We start from the raw sequence: 19,094 nt of genomic DNA, 5'->3' as shown, positions 1-19,094 counted from the left end.
CCGGTGCGTACGGCCGCGCGCCGATTGACGCACGCCGCTAATCGGGGCGCCGCCCACCGGCGGATCCGTGCACCATGAAGCCCATGAGCGTCGACATCGACATCTCCGGTCTCCCGACGGAGCGCATCGTCTTCGGGCCGTCCCCGCTGGCCGAGCTGGGGGCGGCGCTGCACGTGCTCTCCGAGCCGGGCCACCACCCCGGCCTGCACGGCTGGGCGACGACGACCGCCGCGGGGCTGAAGCCGGACCTGCTGGGCCGGATGGCGGAGGCGGAGTTCCTGTGGCGGTCGACGCGGTCCGACATCCTGCTGCCCCGCGGCCCCATGCCGCCCGCCACGCTGGCCGAGGAGCTGGACGACGTGGACGCGCTCGACGACGAGGCGTACGTCGCGGCCGCGCTCGAGATCAACGCCTCCGGCTGCATGCTGCGCTCCGGCGGCGGACGCTCCCCACTGGTGGACGAGACCGCGCGGGACGCCTCCCTGGAGCGGGCGTCCGCGCGCGGCCCGCGGCAGCTCGACTTCGCCCAGCACCTGCTGAAGGACCCGCCCACGGTCCGCGCCTGGATCCGGCGCCTCCTGGAGGACTGCGACGAGGCGTTCTTCGCCGACGTCTGGCAGCGGGTCCGCCCCCAACTGGCGGCGGACGCGCGGGAGAAGACCGCCCTGCTGCGTCGCAAGGGCCTCGCCGACGCGCTGGCGGCGGTGTCTCCGACCGTCACGATCGAGGAGGACGCGCGGGGCCGCCGCATCAGTATCGACAAGCTGGCCGACGGGTGGACGCAGGCCACGCAGCCGGGCCTCGAATCCGGCGTCACGTTCGTGCCGAGCACGTTCGGCTGGCCGCACCTCATCGTGCGGCAGGCGCCGGGGTGGCGTCCGGTCGTCGGCTATCCGGTGGCCGCACCGGAGTTGAGGCCGGGGCCGCGCACGTCGCAGCTGATGGAGAAGCGCCTGATGGCGCTGGCCCATCCGGCCCGGATACGGCTGTGCTGGGCGCTGGCCCGTGCCCCGTACACGACGAGTGAGCTGGCGAAGGGCTTCGGCCTCACTGCCTCCGAGGTGTCGCGCCACCTGAAGACGCTGCGCGAGGCCGAGATGCTCACCACGCGGCGGCACGGGAGGTACGTGCAGCACCAGTTGGACGTCACCGTGGTGGCGCGGCTGGGCAGCGACTTCCTGGAGTCGATCCTGCGGTGAGGGGCGCTGTGCCGGCAGCACCACCGGCACCGCCCGGGTGGGCGGCGCGTGGGAGAGTCGGTTCCATGACGACCGTATCCGGGGACTTCGAGTTGACCATGGACGAGCTGCGCGCCGTCGCGCGCTACGCCATGGAGAGCGCCGAGGAAGTACTCCCCGTCTTCGAGGCCGCCGCCCCCGAAGACCCCCGGCCGCGTGCGGCCGTCGACGCGGCACGGGAGTTCGTGAACGGCGCGCGGCGGACCAATCTCCAGCGCACCACCGCCCTGGACGCGCACCGCGCCGCGCGGGAAGCGGCCACGGAGGCCGAACAGCTCGCCGCGCGTGCCGCAGGCGACGCCGCTGCCGCGGCCTATCTCCATCCGATCGCGAAAGCCACCCAGGTGGGGCACATCCTGCGAGCCGCCGCGAGCGCGGCGCGCGTGGGCGAACTGAACGCGGGCGGCGATCCCGCCGTCGGGCTCGAACTGATCGAGCGGGCCGCACGGCGCGCCACCCCGGTCCTGATCGACGTCCTCGGCCGGTATCCGCTCGCACCGGCCGGCAAGAGCCGTGTCGCACAGCTCATGAGCATTCTGGACGCGTCTTTGCGTACGGCGGCCGCGAGCCGGGGGTCGGCGACGTAGAGCAGCCCGGCTTCGGCGAAGGCCGCGCACCAGGAACAGCTCGTGACCGGCTAGCGCGGCGCCTGTACGCCCGCGTGGAGCCGGGTGTAGGTGCGGATGCGGTAGCGCAGGCCGGAGGTGGAGGACTGCCAGCCCCTGTCCTCCGCGACGTGCCATGCCGCGTCCGGTGTCGGGGCGTAGGTGTCGCCGGTCACCGGGGAGTCGACTTCGGTCACCGAGAGCGTCGTGGCGTAGGCCAGGGCGGCGCGGTAGATCTCGCCGCCGCCGATCACCCACACCTCGGCGGGGGGTGCCGGCTCCGACGACGGATCGGCTCCGGGCGCGGGGCGTGCCGCCAGTTCCAGGGCCCCGGCGATCGACCCGGCGCGTTCCGCGCCGTCGGCCGCCCAGACAGGGTCACGCGTCACCACGATGTTGCGCCTGCCGGTCAGCGGGCGGAAGCGCGGCGGCAGCGAATCCCAGGTCTTGCGCCCCATCACCACGGGGTGGCCGAGGGTGGTCGCCTTGAAGTGCGCCATGTCCTCGGGGAGGCGCCACGGGATTCCGTTGTCCGCGCCGATCACGCCGTCGAGGGTCTGCGCCCAGATCAGTCCGACGTTCATACGGCGACCGGGGCCTTGATCGCCGGGTGGTGCTGGTAGCCGAGCACCTCGACGTCGGCGTAGGCGTAGTCGAAGAGGGAGTCGGCGGCGCGCAGCCGCAGCTCGGGAAAGTCGTACGGGGTGCGGGAGAGCTGTTCGGTGACCTGCTCGACGTGGTTGTCGTAGATGTGGCAGTCGCCGCCGGTCCAGATGAAGTCACCCGGTTCGAGGCCGGCCTGCTGCGCCACCATGTGCGTGAGCAGGGCGTAGCTCGCGATGTTGAACGGGACGCCGAGGAACAGGTCCGCGCTGCGCTGGTAGAGCTGGCAGGAGAGCTTGCCGTCGGCGACGTAGAACTGGAAGAAGGCGTGGCACGGGGCGAGGGCCATCTTGGACAGCTCGGCGACGTTCCACGCGGAGACGATCATCCGGCGGGAGTCCGGGTCGCGGCGCAGCGTGTCGAGGACCTCGCTGAGCTGGTCGATGTGGCCGCCGTCCGGCGTGGGCCAGGAGCGCCACTGGGCTCCGTAGACCGGACCGAGGTCGCCGTCCGCGTCGGCCCATTCGTCCCAGATGGTGACGCCGTGCTCGCGCAGCCAGCCGACGTTCGAGTCGCCGCGCAGGAACCACAGGAGTTCGTACACGATGGACTTCAGGTGCACCTTCTTGGTGGTGACCAGCGGGAAGCCCTGCGAGAGGTCATAGCGTAGTTGGTGCCCGAAAATACTCCGGGTACCGGTGCCCGTCCGGTCGGCCTTGGCCGTCCCGGAGGTGAGTACCGCGCGCAACAGGTCTTCGTACTGGGTGTCCGCCACAGTCGACGAGTCTAACGGCACGCCGGGAGCTCCCCGACCCGGCGATACGTTTACGCACCCGTCCCCGTCGTGGCTGGTCAGCAGCGGAAGTAGCAGTGGGTCGTCGTGCCGTCGGCCGGGTCGGTGTGGACGCGGACGAGGTCGGCGATCACGTGCACCAGGAGGAGTCCCCGTCCCCCGCGCTGGTCTCTGGGAGGGGGACAGCGGCCCGCGAGCGGGTCGGCGAGGACGCCGGCGTCCCGGACCTCGAAGACGACGTGGTGGTCCTGGGTCCAGATCCGCAGCGCGCCCGACCCTCCGCCGTGGATCACGCTGTTCGTCGTCAGCTCGGCGACGGCCAGGGCGAAATCCTGGAGCCTGGCCTCGGGCAGGCCGAGCTCGGCCGCCCTGAGGATGGCGTGATGCCGTACGTCGGACAGGGACTGCTTGGCGTAGGACACCTGCGGCACGTCGTCGGGTGCCGTGAGGGGCTGGTTGTAGCGGGAGACGACCGCCTCGGGAGCGTATGCCGGGCTCGTGTCCTCCGTGCCGGACCGGATGATCGTGGGGTGGGTGGCGTGGGCGTCGGCCAGGACCGTCTCGTCCAGGTTCACCTCGTCGTAGGGGCAGAGGATCGTCGCCTCGCGGCCCTGGAACGCGAGGTTGATCAGTGCCTCGTGCTGTGCGCAGGCGGGGTACTCCGTGGCGGTGCGTCCGGCCCAGATCGGTTCGCCGATGATACGGACCCGCCCCTCGGGGTGCGCGTCGGCGAACGCCCGCAGCACCCGGGGGATGATCCGGCCGGGGTTGCGTCCCGCCTGCGCCATGTCGAGCAGCTGCACCTTCTCGGCGCGCACGCCGAGGGCCGTGCGGATCAGGTCGAGGTTGGCCTCGGGGACCGCCACCGCGACCGCCTCGCCGGCGTCGAGGCCGTCCAGGACGAACGGCACAGTGCCCGCGAGGTACTCCTCTCGCCCCCGGTAGAACAGCGCCGGGTGGACAAAGGGTTCGGTCTGAGCCGTGGCGCTCATGGGGCGGACACCTCGATTGCTGACAGATCGGGCCAGAACAGCTCGAGCAGACGGGTCAGGGCGGGCGGCGGTCCTTCCAGCACGAGCCGCTGCCCGTCGGCCAGGCCCTGGGCGGCCACCGCAAGATCCGTGACTCCGGCCACATCGATGAAGGTCAGCGCCGAGAGATCCAGATGGTACGGGGGCCGGTGCTGCCGGGCCACCACCACCTGCTCAAGAGCCCGCTCCCACACCGGGTAGGTGGGCAGGCAGACCTCTCCGGCCACTTCGAGACCGGTCCGGTCGCTCAAGGGGCGAATCCGCAACCGAGAGTCCGAGGGCGTTGCTTCACCTGCCGACAAGTACCCCTCCTCGGGATAATCCACATCGCCCTCCCGCTTTCCTTCCAGGCATCACTAGTATCCCCCGCCTGGCTTGAAAGCAAGGCGAGTTGGAGTAGATCACTCGGCGCCGGCCCCGGTCCCGGTCTCGGTGGCGGTCCCTGTGCCGATCTCGGCACCGACCGCGGCCAGTGCCGTGGTCACGGGCTGGAAGAACGTCTCGCCGCCCACGGTGCAGTCACCGCTGCCGCCCGAAGTGAGGCCGATCGCGCTCCCGTCGCGGGTGAAGAGCGAGCCTCCGCTGTCCCCCGGTTCGGCGCAGACATCGGTCTGGATGAGGCCGGTGACGGTGCCTTCCGGGTAGTTGACGGTGGCGTCGAGCCCGGTGACCACTCCGTCGCGGAGCCCGGTGGTGCTGCCCATCCGGAACACTTCGAGGCCGACCGTCGCGTCGGCGGCCCGCACGATCGGGGTGACCCCGCCGTTGCCCGTGTCGACCTCGGCAGGGGCGGCCGCGGCCGGATCGTCGTACGTGACGAGAGCGAAGTCACCGTCCCCCGGGAACGTCGCCGCCTCGACGGTACCGATCGGCGCGCCGTCCGGGTCCTCCGACCACTTCTGGGCGGCGACCCCGCAGTGCCCCGCCGTGAGGAACCCGGGGCGTCCGTCCCCGGCCGTCACGTTGAACCCGAGCGAACAGCGCGCGCCGCCCCCGAAGATGGCGTCACCGCCCGAGGCGAAGGCCTTGAACTCTCCCGCGGACTTCTCGATGCGGGCCATTCCCGTGCCGAGCGATGCGACTGTCGCCTCCAGCTTGTCCCAGCGTTCACCGGTGACCGTGCGGTCGGCCGTGACCAGGATCCGGTTGGTCCTGGGGTCGGTGGCCCAGGCGGTGCCTGGCATGCCGGCCCGGCGGGCCAGTGTCCGCCCCGCGGCCCCCAGCGCGCCCGCGCTGTTGCGCACGCTGCGCGCGACCGCACCGGCTTGCCGCACCTGCGCGGTCACGTCCTCGTCGTCGCTCGCCACGTTGACGACGAGCCGCCGCCTGTCCGCGTCGTAGTACGCCCCGCCGTAGGCGTCGCCGAGCCGTGTGGCCAGCCGTCCGGCCAGCTTCGTCGCCGATGCCGCGCTGATCCGCTGGGACTCCGGCCCGGACTGCGCGGCACCGGCATGCTGCAGCAGAACTCCCGCTGTGGCGATGCCCGTCGCCGCGGCCACGGCCAGGACGGCCTTTCGTTTGGGTATGCGTTTGTGCCTCAACTCGTCGCCTCCTGTTGGGATACCGACCCCTGATACGGATGCGACGAGAGGTGTGTTCAGGTCGGCGAGCGACGCTTCGGCGCGCCGCCGCCCCGCCCGTTCAACGGAATCAGCGACTCCAGATGGGCGCCCTTGACCCAGGCCCCCAGCAGATCGCGGTGCACGGCCACGATGTCCTGCCGCACGGCCAGGCCCAGCGCCGCCTTCGTGAACGTGCGGCAGGTGGTGACGAACAGGGCGACGTCCGCGCCGTGCTCCGGGCGGGCGGTGCCCACGAACTTCTGCATGTCCTGCGAGGACACGCTGCGGTGCGGCGCGTACTTCTTGCACTGGACGACAAGCCTGCGGCCGTCGGCGAGGTGACCGACGACGTCGGCTCCCAGGTCGCCGCTCCTGCCGCTGACCACGACCTCCGTGCAGCCGTCCCGGCGGCACAGATCGGCGACGTACCGTTCGAAGTCCTGCCAGGAGAGCGCGTCGACCTCCGTCATCGACAACTCCCGCGCCTTCGCCTCCTCGTCCGCGCGCCACCGCCGGTCCCGCACGACCGCGAGCCGGTGCGCACGCCACAGCCCCCACCCGGCCGCGCCCACCGCGGCGGCGCCGAGCACGGCCACGAGCACGGGCCACACCGCCGCCCAGCGCCCGGCCACCCACACGGCGGCGGCCACCGCCGCGACCGCGCCCCAACCCCGCACCCGCGCGCGCGTGCGCTTCCTCGACCGCCGGCTCCGTCGTGCCGCCATCGCGCCCCCACTCCCCTGCTCCCCGCGCCCCTGTCCCGCAGTCTGGGAGGCCTGGCCGGGCCCGGCAAGGGGACCTGCTGCCCGGTGGTGCCGGCGCCCGGCTTGCCTTGGGTGGGTGTACCGCAGTTGTGCGCGCCCCGGGGAGGACGGATTCTGTAGGGAATGAACGGGGCTGGTGTGGCGCCATGACGGCATGGAACGCGTGGAACGCCGAGGCAAGCGCTGACTTCCGTGGTCCGCTCGACGTCACCAGGGCGGCCACGGCGGTCGTCGACGCGCAGAACACGGTCATGGGGTGGAGCCCCGCTGCGGAGCGGCTCCTCGGGTACCGGCCGCAGGAGATCATCGGCCGGCCCCTGTCGACGTTCCTGCTGTCCCCCGGCCCGGCGCCCGCCGCGCGCCCGCTCTCCGCCGGGTCGCGGGGCAATGAGCTCCGCGTCGCCCGGCACCGGGACGGGCGGGAGCTGCCCGTCGCCACCGCGGTGTGCCCCCTGGCGGGCGCCGGGTCCGCGGCGCGTGTCGTCGTCGTCACGGAGCTGCGGGATCTGCGGTTGTGGGAGTCCCGGCAGGCACTGCTGCACGGGCTGGCCACCCAGTCCCCCGTCGGCCTCGCCATCTACGACACCGATCTGCGCCTGACCTGGTGCAACACGGCGTACGAACTGGAGATGGGGCGGCCGTTCGAAGAGTTCCGCGGCTCTCGGGCCGACGAGATGTACTCCGAGGGGCGCTTCGTGAGCAAGGGCCATCCGCCCACGCTCGACTCGGTCATGCAGCACGTCCTGGACACCGGCGAGCCCTTCCTCGACCTGCACTTCCAGGGCCGGCCGCCCAGCGATCCGGAGAACGACCACCTCTGGTCCTGTGCCTACTACCGGCTCCAGGACGCCGACGGGCACGCGTTCGGAGTATGCGAAGACGCGTTCGACATCACCGACCGGTACAAGGCCCAGCGGCGGCTCGCCCTGCTCGTGGAGGCGGGCCGCGGCATCGGCGCCGCCCTCGACGTGCGGGTCACCGCCGAGAAGATCACCGAGGTGGCCGTGCCGGAGTTCGCCGCCACGGTGACGGTCGACCTCGCGGAGGCGGTCCTCGAGGGCGAGGTGCCGGCCAACAGCGGCGTGGCCGCGAAGTCGCTGGTACGGGTGGCCCGCTGCTCGGCCGAGGAGGCCGACTGCGCGCGGCAGCCGGGACAGCCGCTCCCCTTGGAGTATCCGCCGGGTTCGCCGCAGTACCGCAGCCTCTCCTCCGGCGGCCTCGTGCTCGACGACGCGGCCCTCGTCGTGCCGCTGCGGGCCGGGAACAGCATTCTGGGCCTCGTCACCTTCGTGCGCGGCACCGGTCCGGCCACCTTCGACAGCGGCGAGGTGGCCCTTGCCGACGAGTTGGTCGCCCGTACGGCCGTGTCCATCGACAACGCCCGCCGCTTCACCCGCGAGCGCACCGCGTCCCTGGCCCTCCAGCGACAGCTGCTGCCGCAACAGCTGCCCGAGCAGTCGGCGGTCGACCTGGCCTACCGCTATCTGCCCACGGACGACGTGACGGGGGTCGGCGGTGACTGGTTCGACGTCATCCCGCTGTCCGGCACCCGGGTCGGGCTCGTGGTCGGGGACGTGGTCGGCCACGGGCTGCAGGCGGCCGCCACCATGGGACGGCTGCGCACGACCGTCCGCGCGTTCGCCCAGATGGACATGGACCCCGTGGAGCTGCTCTCGCGGCTCGACGATCTGGTGGGGCAGGCGGCGGAGGAGCAGTCGGGCGGTGCCGGGCCTCCCGGCGGCTACACCGACGTGACCACCGGGGCGACCTGTCTCTACGCGGTCTACGACCCGGTGTCGCGGCGCTGCGTCATGGCCAGGGCCGGGCACCTGCCGCCGGCGGTCGTCGACCCGGACGGCCGGCTGTCCTTCCCCGACCTGCCGGCCGGGCCGCCCCTGGGCCTCGGCGGCCTGCCGTTCGAGTCGATGGAGATCGAGCTGCCGGTGGGCAGCCTGCTGGCCCTCTTCACCGACGGCCTGGTCGAGGCCCGTGACCGCGACATCGACCATGGGCTCGACACCCTGGGACGGGTACTCAGCGACCGGCACGCATCGCTGGAAGAGCTGTGCGACCGGGCCGTGGCGGAGCTCCTGCCGGGCGGCTCGACGGGCGACGACACCGCCCTGCTGCTCGTCCGCACCCGCGAACTCGACACCGCACAGGTCACCGAGTGGGAGCTGCCCGCGGAACCGGTCGCCCCGGGCCACGCGCGGGAGCTGGCCACCCGCCAGCTGCACCACTGGGGCCTCGGGGAGCTGTCGTTCGCGACCGAGCTCGTCGTCAGCGAGCTGGTGACCAACGCGGTCCGGTACGCCGAAGGGCCGATCCAAGTACGGCTCATCCGTGACCGCACCCTCCTGTGCGAAGTCGCGGACCGGGGCCACACCTCACCGCACCTGCGCCACAGCGGCGAGGAGGACGAAGGCGGGCGCGGCCTGTTCATCGTCGCGCAGCTCGTCCAGAGGTGGGGAACGCGCTACACCCGCTCCGGCAAGACCATCTGGACCGAACAGGCCTTTCCCCCTTAGAGCGCGGGCTCTCAACCGTGGCTAACCGTGGCGATCTTGGGCATGCGGAGACAAGTGATCTTCGTTGCCGACCGCTGTTGGGGAGTGGCATGACCGTACCCTCGCGCCCGGTTCGCCGGACGGACCGTGAGCGGCGCTTCGATCTGCGCGCGACCGCCCTGTTCTTCGTTCTCGTCGCGATCGTTCTGTGCGGATCGGTGGCTCTGGTGCGCGTCGCCGCCCAGATGGTCGAGAGCCGCCCGCTGTGGATCGGTTCGCTCGCCGTCGTGGGCCTCGCGGCCTGCTACCTGGGCCGGTCCAGGTGGCGCCGCTTCTCCGCGGCGAGGTACGCCCGGCGTACGGCCGAGGTGCTGGAGGAGGCGGCCGAGCGGGCCTCCGAGAGCATGGAGAGCGCACCGCCGCTGGTGCGGGACCCCCAAGAGACCGCCGCCACCGTCGTGATCGAGGCCCCGGTCGAACCCGACTACGCCGTACTCGACTACACCGAACTCGACGCCGACGGCTTCGAGCAGGCCATAGCCGAGCTGTGCGCCCGTGACGCGTGCCAGGAGGTGGAAGTCGTGGGCGGCGCCTGCGACTTGGGGGCCGACGTCGTGGCGGTGACCCCCGACGGGCGCCGGGTCGTCATCCAGTGCAAGCGGTACGGGGAGGACAACAAGGTCGGCTCGGAGGAGCTGCAGCGCTTCGGCGGCACGTGCTTCACCGTCCACGAGGCCGACATAGCGGCCCTCGTGACGACGAGCGACTTCACCGCTCCCGCCCTCGACTACGCGCAGCGGTGCGGCATAGTGTGCGTGGCCGGTGCGGAGCTGCGGGCCTGGCACGACGGCACCGGGCCGAGCCCGTGGGAGTCGGTGGTCTTCGACGCCTGACGGGGCCGGGCCCGGTCGCACGGGTCAGACCCCCGCCGAGTCCTTCTCGTACGGGTTCACGGTCATCGGCTCCGGCGCGGGGCCGTTCTCGCTCAGGCCGAACCGGTCGTGGAACCTGCGCAGCGGCCCCGGCGCGTACCAGGCGGAGCGGCCGAGCAGGCGCATGGCGGCCGGCACGAGGACGCCTCGTACGGCGATGGCGTCGATGAGGATGGCGAGCCCGCTGCCGAGGCCGAACAGCTGCATGAAGCTGATCTCGGCCGTGCCGAAGGCGAAGAAGCTCACCGCGATCAGGACGGCCGCCGCGCTGACGATGCGTCCGGTGTGGCCGAGTCCGTCGACGACGGCGGACTCGTTGTCCTCGCCCAGGTCGTGGAGTTCCTTGATGCGGCTGGTGACGAACACTTCGTAGTCCATCGAGAGGCCGAAGGCGACGCAGAACATCAGCACGGTCATCGACGTCTCCATCGGCTGCGGGGTGAAGCCGAGCAGGCCGGAGAGGTGCCCGTCCTGGAAGATCCAGGTCATGACGCCGATGGTCGCCGCGAGGCTGATCGCGTTGAGGACGAGCGCGCGCAGCGGCTGCACGATGCTGCCGGTGAAGAGGAACAGCAGCAGGAAGGTGGTGACGGCGATCAGGCCCACGGCGAGCGGCAGCCGGCCGCCGATGGAGGCGTTGGAGTCGACGAGTTCGGCGTCGGCTCCGCCCACGAGCGGGTGCGTTCCGGCGGGCGGGGCGGTCTCCCTGACCTGCGCGACCAGGTCCTTGGCCGCGTCGGACTTCGGCGTCAGGTCGCTCACCACGTTGAGCTGCTGCGCCGTGGAGCGGCCGAGTGCCGCGTTGCCGGGGCGGGTCGGCTCGGGCCGTCCGTCGGCGTAGGTTCCGGTGCCGGTCTCGACGCGGGCGACGCCCTCCAGGCCGGAGAGCCGGGCCGCGTACGACGCCAGCGGGGCCTTGTCCACGGCCTGGTCGATGACGACGTGCAGGGCAGCGGCGTCGTTGCCGTTGAAGTTCTCCCGCAGGGCCGTCGAGACCTGGCGGCTCTTGGCGTCCTCGGGCAGCACGCGCTCGTCCGCAGTGCCGAAGGTGATGCCGAGGAGCGGTCCGGCCGCGAGCAGCAGTACGGCGAGCACGGGCAGCGCGGTGAGCGCGGGCCGCCGCATGACGGTGCGGGCCAACCGCCCCCAGCCGGAGGTCGCGGAGCCGGTGGAGCGGTCCGGCTTCGCCCACGGCATCCGGCCGCTGTTGACCCGATGTCCGAGGACGTTGAGCAGGGCTGGCATCACGAACAGCGTGGCGAGGGCCGCGATGACGACGACACCGACGCCGGAGTATCCGAACGAGCGGAGGAAGTACTGGGGGAACACCATGAGCGCCGCGAGTGCGGCCGCCACCGTCGCGGCGGAGAACGCGACCGTGCGGCCGGCGGTGCTCATCGTCCTGCGCACGGCGTCCTCCACGCTCGCCCCCGCCGCGAGCTGTTCCCGGAACCGGCTGATCATCAGCAGGGCGTAGTCGACGCCGAGGCCGAGGCCGAGCGCGGTGGTCAGGTTGATCGCGAAGATGGAGACGTCGGTGACGCTGCCGACGAGATGGAGCTCGGCGAACACTCCGACGACGGCGATGAGCGCGATGGCCAGCGGGAGCAGCGCGGAGACCACGGTGCCGAAGACGACCAGGAGCAGCAGGAGGATCAGCGGCACGGCGATGGCCTCCGCCAGGACGAGGTCCTTCTCGGTCTGGGGCCCCATCTCGTGACTCACGCCCGCGCTGCCGCCGGCCTTGACGGTGAGGGTGTCCTCGTAGGTTCCGGCGTACTCGTCGATGACGCCCTTGGCGTTCTCCTGTTGCTCGGCGTCGCGCCCCTTCACCCGGGCGAGCACGATGGCCTCGCGGCCGTCCTTGGAGCGGAGGTCGGGGCTCTTCGTGTCCCAGTACGCGACCACGTTGTCGAGGTCCTGTTCGCGCTTGAGGTCGGACACGAGGGCCCGGCCGCTGCGCTCGGCGGCCGGTGCGTCGACGCGGCCGTCGGAGGCACGGACCAAGAGCACCAGGTTCGTCTCTCCGCCGAACCTGTCGTCGATGACGTCCCTGGCCCGGGAGGACTGCGAGGCCGGGTCGTCGAACCCGCCGCCCAGCAGCTTCCCGAACGCGCCGGCGCCCAGGGCGCCCATGAGGACCACGACCACGGCGGTGACGACGAGTACCAGCCGGGACCGTCGAATCGTCAGCTCGGCTATGCGTTCGAACACGCGGGTTCTCCTTCGGAGGTGCGGCGGATGGGGAGGTGCGATGGCGGGGGGTGTGAGGGGGTGCGTCGCCGCCGAACCTAGCGAGGAACAATTTGTTTGAGCAGTGTTAGATTTTTTTCATGCCCCGAGAGAAAGCCCCGATGTCCGGCCTGTCGCTGCGTGAGCGGCGCCGGGCCGTGGCCACCCAGGAGATCGTCGGCGCCGCCGAGTCCCACATCGTCGAGCACGGCCCGCACGCCCTGTCCCTGCGGGCGGTGGCGCGCACCCTCGGCATGACCGTGCAGGCGCTGTACCACTACTTCCCGAGCCGGGACGACCTCGTCACGGCGCTGATCACCAAGGCGTACGACGATCTCGCCGACGCCGTGCAGGCCGCCGCGGACACCGCGCAGGACGCCCCCGGTCTGCCGGGGCTCGTGGTCGCGGCCGAGGGCTACCGCCGGTGGGCCATCGACAACCCGGAGCGGTTCCAACTCCTGTACGGAGCGCCGCTGCGGCAGTACCACGCCCCCGTCGACGGCCCCACCACGGAGGCGAACCGCCGGATGGCCGCGGTCTTCGAGCGGGAGCTGTTCCGGGGCTTCACACCGGCCCAACTGGCCGCCGCCGACACCCGATCGCTCTCCCCCGGTTTCCTGGAGCACCTGGAGGACCTGTCACCGATGAGCGGCGAGGCCCTGCCGCCTCCCGCGACCGCTCTGTTGCTGAGCGTGTGGGGGTACGTGCACGGCATGGTCGCCCTCGAGGTGTTCGGCCACACCGGGTTCCTCGGCGCCCACCAGGCGGAGCTCTACCGGATGGCGATGCGGAATCTCCACGAGGACGTGCGGCGACGCGTACCGGAGCAGCCCTGAGCGCGACCCTCGGCCCGCGTCGTCGCGCGGCGGTGAACTTGTCGTTTATCGATATGCTCCGCTAGCCTGCGGCATATCGATAAACGATAGGAGGGGGCGCGGTGAACACGCGACTCACGAGGACCCTGGCCTCGGTGACCTTTGCACTGGCGGTGCTCTGCGGGCTCGCCTTCGCCGGCACGGCGCTCACCCACATGCTCGACGACGGAGCGGTCTGCGTGGAGACGGGCTTCTGGGCCAACGCCTCACTCGGGCCGGACGGCCTGCCGGTCGAGCAGGGCGTGGAGGCGTCCGCCAGCGCCACGCGCCTGTGTCAGGACAGCCCTTCCGTGGCGCAGCGGGCCGCCGACCTCGGGGGCCGACTCCCCTGGCTGCTGTTCGGGGCCGTCGCGCTGCTGCTCTTCTCCCGGCTGCTGAAGGCGGTGCTGCTCCAGGGACCGTTCACCGACACGGTGGCGCGAAGGCTCTCCGTCCTCGGCTGGTGCGTCGCCGTGGGCACCCCGCTGGCCGGGCTCGTCGTCGGCTGGTCCGAGTCCTGGCTGACCGGGAGCATGGCGCCGGTCGCGGGTTCGGGGCCGACGGTCAGCGGGCCGCAGGTGCTCGTCCTCGCCGGTCTCGCCGCGGTGACCATGGGGAAGATCATGCGCGAGGGTGTACGCATGCGGGAGGATCTCGAAGGGACCATTTGATGGCCGAAGAGGAACTGCACTCGATCCGGATCCATCTCGACCGGATCCTCGCCGAGCGCGGCATGACACTCACCGAGCTGTCCGAGAAGGTCGGCATCACCGTCGTCAACCTGTCCGTGCTCAAGAACGGGCGGGCCAAGGCCATCCGCTTCTCGACCCTGTCGAGGATCTGCGATGTCCTGCGGTGTCAGCCGGGAGACCTGATCACCCACGACACGGCCCCGGCAGGGGACGGCCGCTAGGTCACGTCCGCCTGCCGGGGCGACTGCTCACGGCGCCTTCTCGTCAGCGCGTGACCACATGCCGTTCGTTCGGTACGCAGTGGGTCATGGTCAGGCCGGAGACGTCGCGCGGCGGGTTCTTGCCCAGCCGCTCCAGGCGCGAGCGGTCCTCGTCCGTCAGCGTCTGGCTCGGCAGCGGTTCCAGGTGGGCCACGTCGTCGGGCCCGATGCCCAGTCCTTCGCCGACGCGCAGCCCGAGGTCGTTCTCGACCAGCAGGAAGTGCCAGACCATGCGCTCCTGGACCTTCCGGTCGCACTGGGAGATCAGCTCCACGAAGTTGCGTACGAGATCGTCCCGCTCCCAGTCCTCCATCAGCAGGTAGCGCTGGCCCGCCTGCTGGTAGTCGTTGGTGAGCGGGATCCGCTTGCGGGTGAGCCGGCCCCGGATCTCCGGGCCCTGCTCGTCGTGCGTCGGGTACTGGCCCTCGCGCAGTCCGCCCGTGATCGACGGTTCGTAGTTGACCTCGGGGTTCTCGTTCGCCGCCCGGTTGTCGTACGCCATCGCGCCGTCGCGCTGGTTGGTGCGCACTTCCGCGTTCTTGGCCTGGTTCACCGGCAGTTGCAGGTAGTTCGGGCCCACGCGGTAGCGCTGCGTGTCGCTGTAGGAGAAGGTCCGCCCGACGAGCATCTTGTCGTCGGAGAAGTCGAGGCCGTCGACCAGGACACCGGTGCCGAAGGCGATCTGCTCGTTCTCGGCGAAGTAGTTGTCGACCGTGCGGTCGAGCACCATGCGGCCGACGGCCTTCGGCGGGAAGTCCTGCTCGGGCCAGGTCTTGGTGTCGTCCAGCGGGTCGAAGTCCAGCTCCGGGTGCTCGCCGTCCTCCATGATCTGCACGAGCAGCTCCCACTCGGGGTGGTCGCCCCGGCGGATCGCCTCGTACAGGTCCTTGGTGGCGTGGCCGAGCTCGCCGGCCTGTACGTTCGCCGCGTCCTCCTCGGTCATGCTGCGCACGCCCTGCTTGGGCATCCAGTGGTACTTGACGAGGACGGTCTCGCCCTCGGCGTTGACCCACTTGTAGGTGTTCACGCCGAAGCCCTGCATGTGCCGGTAGTCCGCGGGGATGCCCCGGGGGCTGAAGAGGTTGACCAGCATGTGCATGCTCTCCGGGGTCTGCGACATGAAGTCGAAGATGCGGGAGGGCTTCTGCTCGTGCGACACGGGGTCGGGCTTCAGCGCGTGAATCACGTCCGGGAACTTCACGGCGTCCCGGATGAAGAAGACGCCGAGGTTGTTGCCCACGAGGTCCCAGTTGCCGTCCTCCGTGTAGAACTTCACGGCGAAGCCGCGTGGGTCACGGGCGGCCTCGGAGGAGTCGCGGCCGCCGATGACGGTGGAGAAGCGCAGGGCCACGTCGGTGCGTTTGCCCTGCTCCTGGAAGAGCTTGGCGCGGGTGTACCGGCTGATCGGTTCGTCGCCCCACTTCCCGTACGCCTCGAAGTGTCCGAAGGCGGTGACGCCCCGGGCGTGGACGACGCGCTCCGGGATGCGCTCGCGGTCGAAGTGGCTGATCTTTTCCAGGAAGTGGTAGTTCTCCAGCGTGGCCGGGCCCCGCGCGCCGACCGTGCGCTGGTTCTGGTTGTCGTAGATGGGATGACCCTGCCGGTCGGTGAGCACCGGCCGGGCGTCGTCCGCGGGTGAACCCATGCTGGATACGTCCGTCATGACCATCGGCTCCTTGACGAGATGACCGCGTGCGCGAGCCCGCGTGCGGGCGCGCGTGCGGGCTGGATGGTTGAGCCCAAGTACCCCGCCCCGTCCACGATCACACACATGCGGCCGGGGCGCCGCGCCGGCCGCACGGGGTTCGGCCGTCCGGACGTCGGACCACGCGAACGAGACCGTCGGTCTCCGTTTCCGTCGGCGGCGACGGGTTACCTGTCGCCTGGGCGGCCCCGTCCCTGAGGCGCGAAGGCCGCCGACGCGCTTGAGTGGAGGACACGGTGTTTCAGGACTCTCGTAAGGAAGGCACTGGCGTGCAGCGGATCAGGGGAGCCTTCCGGCGCGCGCGGAGCGCCTACTCCGGCGGGGAGGAACACCGGCTCGGCGGTCACCTCGGCGCCGTGGTCGCCTTCGGCGCGTACACGGCGGCCTGGGGCGCGGCCGTACACCTGCGGAAGACCAAGCTCCCCGAACGCCCCGAGCCCTGGGACCTCCTGCTCGCGGCGACGGCCACCTTCCGGCTCAGCCGACTGCTCAGCAAGGGATCGGTCACCAGCCCCCTCCGCGCGCCGTTCACGAAGTACGAGGAGGGCACCGGCCCCGCCGAGGTGAAGGAGAGCCCGCGCGGCGGAGACCTCAGGTCGACCGTGGGCGAACTCGTCACCTGCCCCTTCTGCCTGAGCGTCTGGCTGACGACCACCGTCACCGGCGCCCACCTGCTGTGGCCGCGTGCCACGCGGACCGTGACGGGCGGCCTCTCCACCCTGGCCGTCGCCGACGTCATGCAGCTGGGATACGACTGCCTGGTGCAGAAGAACGGCGAGTGAGCGCCGTGCACCACGAGGCGACCGGCTCCGATGCGCGGGAACCCCTGGGCGTCCGTCTCGCCGCCCGCGCGGCACGGGGCATCGCGCGCCGCCGCCACGCGCCCGCCCTGCACCCCTCCGGCGTCAGCTGCGACGGCGTGCTCACCGTCCGGCCGGGCGATCTCCCCTGGGGTGAGCCGTGGCTCGACGAACCCGGTGAGTACCGGCTCAGAATGCGGTGGTCGCGGGCCGTCGGCCTGCCGGGGAACGTGCCGGACGCGCTCGGGCTCGCGCTGCGGGTGTACGACGCGGGAGGCCCCGGCAGACCGCTGGATCTGCTCCTGACCACCAGCGGCTCGGGCCGCCGCACCAGGCATGTGCCGGTGCCGCGGCTCAACGCGCTGGCGGGGCCGTACTCCACGCTGCTCTCCTACCGCGTCGGCACCCGCGAGGCGCTGCTCGCCGCCCATCCCGACGTGACCTCGCCGCTCGTGCCCGGCGGCGTCGCGTCACTGCGCACGGCACTCCGGACGGCTCCGCTGACGTTCCACCTGTGTGCGGCGCTGTCGGGACAGGCGTGGCGCGTTCTGGGCACGATCACCACCGGGTCCGTGCACAGTGCGCCGCCCGCGGACACCGCTTCGTACGACCCGTACGTGAACCGGCTGGCACAGCTGCGCCCCACGGCCCGGTTCGGCGCACTGCGGGAAGCCGCCTATGCCGCGTCCAGGCGCGGACGACAGGCGGGCGACCCCGGACAGCCATGACGCGAAATATCCGCCATGCAGAGGAATGCCGGTCCAGGCCCGGGACACAAGAGGCCGCGCACCCCCTGCAAGCAGCGGATATGAGGGAGAACGACCCATGCTCATGGCCCATCTCGTCCTGAAGAACCTGCTCGAGCAGTACGAGGAGCTGCGCACCCTGCACACCCGGACGGGCAGCGCGGAGGCGCGGCGGCGGATGGACGACGTCGCCTATTCGCTGTGCGTGTCGACCGGAACCGGAAGCATCGACGCCGCCCTCGCCGTCGCCCGCTTCCGGCTGCGCCGGGTCGGCGCGGGAAGCGAGCCTCTTGTGCCCGCCTGACCCGCTGTCGCGCGAACGGGCGTGAGGGGGAGGGAGAGGCGGATGAAAATGCAGGGCGCCTTGGTCTACGCCAATGGGGCCCGTCCCAGTATTCTCATCCGTGGCCGGCCAGCACACCATGGTGACCTCCCCCCATTCGCCGCCTCCAGGAGGATCACGGTGAACGTTCGCACCAGAAGCTCGGCAGTCATCGGCAGCCTCTGCCTCGTCGTCTCCCTCGCCTTCACCACGGCGTCCGCGGACGAGTCCGCCACGCCGCACCGGAAAGCAGCAGCCAAGGTCGCGCTCAAGAAGGTGGCCATGGCCAAGAATCCGTCCGCCGGTGCCGCAGGGCCCGGCGGCACGGTCTGGATAGCCGAACGCGCGGGCACCGTAAGGGTCCTGGGCCCCCAGGGACTCGGCAAGCCCGTCCTCGACATCTCCGACGAGACCACCACCGACGGCGAACGCGGCCTGCTGGGCATCGCGTTCGACAACAAGTTCGCGCACTTCTACATCTCGTACACGGACCTCGAAGGCACCAGCACGGTCGACGAGTTCGCCGTGCGGCACGGCAGGATCCGGCCCGAGACCCGGCGCACCGTCATCACCCAGACGCAGCCCTACGCGAACCACAACGGCGGCGACATCAAGTTCGGCCCGGACGGCTACCTCTACATCGCCCTGGGCGACGGCGGCTCGGGCGGTGATCCGCACGGCAACGGACAGAACCTCGACACCCTGCTGGGCAAGCTGCTGCGGATCGACCCGCGCGGCGGCAAGCCGTACGCGATCCCGGCGGACAACCCGTTCGTCGGCGACCCGAAAGCCAAGGACGAGATCTGGGCGTACGGGCTGCGCAATCCATGGCGGTTCTCCTTCGACTCGGGCACGGGCGACCTGCTGATCGGCGACGTCGGCCAGAGCGACTGGGAGGAGATCGACTGGGCCCCCGCGAACAGCGACGGCGGCGAGAACTACGGCTGGGCGCGGATGGAGGGCACCCACCCCTTCCGCGGCGCCACCGAGCCCGCGAACCACGTCCCGCCGGTGTACGAATACGGCCGCGGTGGCCTCGGCTGCTCGGTGACCGGCGGATACGTGTACCGGGGCCGCGCGATCCCGGCCCTCAGGGGTCAGTACGTCTTCAGCGACTACTGCGACGGCACCCTGCGCGCGCTGCGCATGGAGCACGGCAAGGTCACCGGCGTTAGTGACCTCGGCGTCAACGGCGGCGAGGTCGTCTCCTTCGTGCAGGGCGGCAAGGGTGAGCTGTACGTGCTCGACATCGGCGGCAGCGTCGCCCGCCTGGACCCCGCGTAGGGGTCACCGCCCCTTGGCCGAGAAGTGCCGGTGGTCCGGGGCGGGCCGGCGCCCGCCCCACTGCCGGCCCGTCGAGCGCGGGCATGCCAAGGCGTGAGCAGTTTTTCCTTTCTCTGGACAAAGTGTGGACGTCCTCGGACACCGTCCCTACGCTGAGCGTCGCT

19 protein-coding genes are annotated in these 19,094 nt (G+C 71.3%); 11 read left to right on the top strand and 8 right to left on the bottom strand.

From position 1 onward, the window contains the following. The first annotated feature begins 83 nt into the window (after nucleotides 1–83). Nucleotides 84–1,199: a DUF5937 family protein gene (locus ACZ7LU_RS19175; protein ID WP_471917332.1), complete on the top strand. Its 1,116-nt coding sequence runs from the start codon at nucleotides 84–86 to the stop codon at nucleotides 1,197–1,199. Between the two features lie 65 nt (nucleotides 1,200–1,264). Then, complete coding sequence (locus ACZ7LU_RS19170; protein ID WP_471917331.1) at nucleotides 1,265–1,825, top strand: putative immunity protein; 561 nt, start codon at nucleotides 1,265–1,267, stop codon at nucleotides 1,823–1,825. 50 nt (nucleotides 1,826–1,875) lie between these two features. On the opposite strand, the gene ACZ7LU_RS19165 is transcribed toward ACZ7LU_RS19170, so the two are convergent. From ACZ7LU_RS19165 to ACZ7LU_RS19140, 6 genes are all read right to left on the bottom strand, one after another. Continuing rightward, on the bottom strand, nucleotides 1,876–2,427 hold the full coding sequence (locus tag ACZ7LU_RS19165) for a dihydrofolate reductase (protein WP_471118564.1): 552 nt from the start codon (nucleotides 2,425–2,427) through the stop codon (nucleotides 1,876–1,878). Further along, nucleotides 2,424–3,221, bottom strand: a complete 798-nt coding sequence (locus tag ACZ7LU_RS19160; protein ID WP_468089988.1) for a thymidylate synthase — start codon at nucleotides 3,219–3,221, stop codon at nucleotides 2,424–2,426. The genes ACZ7LU_RS19165 and ACZ7LU_RS19160 overlap by 4 nt, the downstream gene beginning before the upstream one ends. 77 nt (nucleotides 3,222–3,298) lie before the next feature. Next, a complete protein-coding gene (locus ACZ7LU_RS19155; RefSeq protein WP_468309951.1) occupies nucleotides 3,299–4,231 on the bottom strand; it encodes an anti-sigma factor RsbA family regulatory protein in 933 nt (310 codons plus the stop codon). Further along, entirely contained in the window at nucleotides 4,228–4,521 is a 294-nt protein-coding gene (locus ACZ7LU_RS19150; protein WP_398307973.1) for an STAS domain-containing protein, read from the bottom strand. Before ACZ7LU_RS19150 ends, ACZ7LU_RS19155 begins: the two co-directional genes overlap by 4 nt. A 150-nt stretch (nucleotides 4,522–4,671) precedes the next feature. After that, nucleotides 4,672–5,811 carry a S1 family peptidase gene (locus ACZ7LU_RS19145; RefSeq protein ID WP_471917330.1) on the bottom strand — a complete coding sequence of 380 codons (1,140 nt, stop codon included), beginning with the start codon at nucleotides 5,809–5,811 and terminating at the stop codon, nucleotides 4,672–4,674. Nucleotides 5,812–5,867: 56 nt separating this feature from the next. Then, on the bottom strand, nucleotides 5,868–6,557 hold the full coding sequence (locus ACZ7LU_RS19140; RefSeq protein WP_471917329.1) for a restriction endonuclease: 690 nt from the start codon (nucleotides 6,555–6,557) through the stop codon (nucleotides 5,868–5,870). A gap of 185 nt (nucleotides 6,558–6,742) precedes the next feature. Here ACZ7LU_RS19140 and ACZ7LU_RS19135 point away from each other — a divergent pair, with 185 nt between their 5' ends. Further along, nucleotides 6,743–9,124, top strand: coding sequence for a SpoIIE family protein phosphatase (locus ACZ7LU_RS19135; protein ID WP_471917328.1), 2,382 nt, complete (start codon nucleotides 6,743–6,745; stop codon nucleotides 9,122–9,124). An 89-nt stretch (nucleotides 9,125–9,213) separates the two neighbouring features. After that, nucleotides 9,214–9,996: a restriction endonuclease gene (locus ACZ7LU_RS19130; RefSeq protein ID WP_471917327.1), complete on the top strand. Its 783-nt coding sequence runs from the start codon at nucleotides 9,214–9,216 to the stop codon at nucleotides 9,994–9,996. 24 nt (nucleotides 9,997–10,020) lie between these two features. On the opposite strand, the gene ACZ7LU_RS19125 is transcribed toward ACZ7LU_RS19130, so the two are convergent. Then, nucleotides 10,021–12,249, bottom strand: a complete 2,229-nt coding sequence (locus ACZ7LU_RS19125; protein ID WP_471917326.1) for an MMPL family transporter — start codon at nucleotides 12,247–12,249, stop codon at nucleotides 10,021–10,023. Nucleotides 12,250–12,368: 119 nt separating this feature from the next. Between ACZ7LU_RS19125 and ACZ7LU_RS19120 the strand changes: the two genes are divergently transcribed. From ACZ7LU_RS19120 to ACZ7LU_RS19110, 3 genes are all read left to right on the top strand, one after another. Then, nucleotides 12,369–13,103, top strand: coding sequence for a TetR/AcrR family transcriptional regulator (locus tag ACZ7LU_RS19120; protein WP_471917325.1), 735 nt, complete (start codon nucleotides 12,369–12,371; stop codon nucleotides 13,101–13,103). A gap of 134 nt (nucleotides 13,104–13,237) precedes the next feature. Continuing rightward, entirely contained in the window at nucleotides 13,238–13,792 is a 555-nt protein-coding gene (locus tag ACZ7LU_RS19115; RefSeq protein WP_471917324.1) for a DUF2975 domain-containing protein, read from the top strand. Further along, complete coding sequence (locus ACZ7LU_RS19110) at nucleotides 13,792–14,034, top strand: helix-turn-helix domain-containing protein (protein WP_468309926.1); 243 nt, start codon at nucleotides 13,792–13,794, stop codon at nucleotides 14,032–14,034. Before ACZ7LU_RS19115 ends, ACZ7LU_RS19110 begins: the two co-directional genes overlap by 1 nt. Before the next feature lie 43 nt (nucleotides 14,035–14,077). Here the strand turns inward: ACZ7LU_RS19110 and ACZ7LU_RS19105 are convergent, their stop codons facing one another. Next, the gene (locus ACZ7LU_RS19105) at nucleotides 14,078–15,736 is read right to left on the bottom strand and encodes a catalase (RefSeq protein WP_471917323.1); all 1,659 of its coding nucleotides are present in this window, start codon (nucleotides 15,734–15,736) and stop codon (nucleotides 14,078–14,080) included. A 311-nt stretch (nucleotides 15,737–16,047) separates the two neighbouring features. On the opposite strand from ACZ7LU_RS19105, the gene ACZ7LU_RS19100 reads away from it, so the two are divergent. From ACZ7LU_RS19100 to ACZ7LU_RS19085, 4 genes are all read left to right on the top strand, one after another. Then, nucleotides 16,048–16,560 carry a DUF1360 domain-containing protein gene (locus tag ACZ7LU_RS19100; RefSeq protein ID WP_398307993.1) on the top strand — a complete coding sequence of 171 codons (513 nt, stop codon included), beginning with the start codon at nucleotides 16,048–16,050 and terminating at the stop codon, nucleotides 16,558–16,560. Next, on the top strand, nucleotides 16,557–17,306 hold the full coding sequence (locus tag ACZ7LU_RS19095) for a phosphodiesterase (RefSeq protein WP_471917322.1): 750 nt from the start codon (nucleotides 16,557–16,559) through the stop codon (nucleotides 17,304–17,306). Before ACZ7LU_RS19100 ends, ACZ7LU_RS19095 begins: the two co-directional genes overlap by 4 nt. A 97-nt stretch (nucleotides 17,307–17,403) precedes the next feature. Next, complete coding sequence (locus ACZ7LU_RS19090; RefSeq protein ID WP_398307996.1) at nucleotides 17,404–17,628, top strand: DUF5133 domain-containing protein; 225 nt, start codon at nucleotides 17,404–17,406, stop codon at nucleotides 17,626–17,628. 159 nt (nucleotides 17,629–17,787) lie between these two features. Further along, nucleotides 17,788–18,930 carry a PQQ-dependent sugar dehydrogenase gene (locus tag ACZ7LU_RS19085; protein WP_471917321.1) on the top strand — a complete coding sequence of 381 codons (1,143 nt, stop codon included), beginning with the start codon at nucleotides 17,788–17,790 and terminating at the stop codon, nucleotides 18,928–18,930. Nucleotides 18,931–19,094: the final 164 nt, after the last annotated feature.

The sequence above is a fragment of the Streptomyces sp. NPDC039462 genome (genome assembly GCF_055639375.1).
The sequence above is the reverse complement of the archived record's forward strand: the minus strand, read 5'-3'. Positions and strand labels throughout refer to the sequence as shown.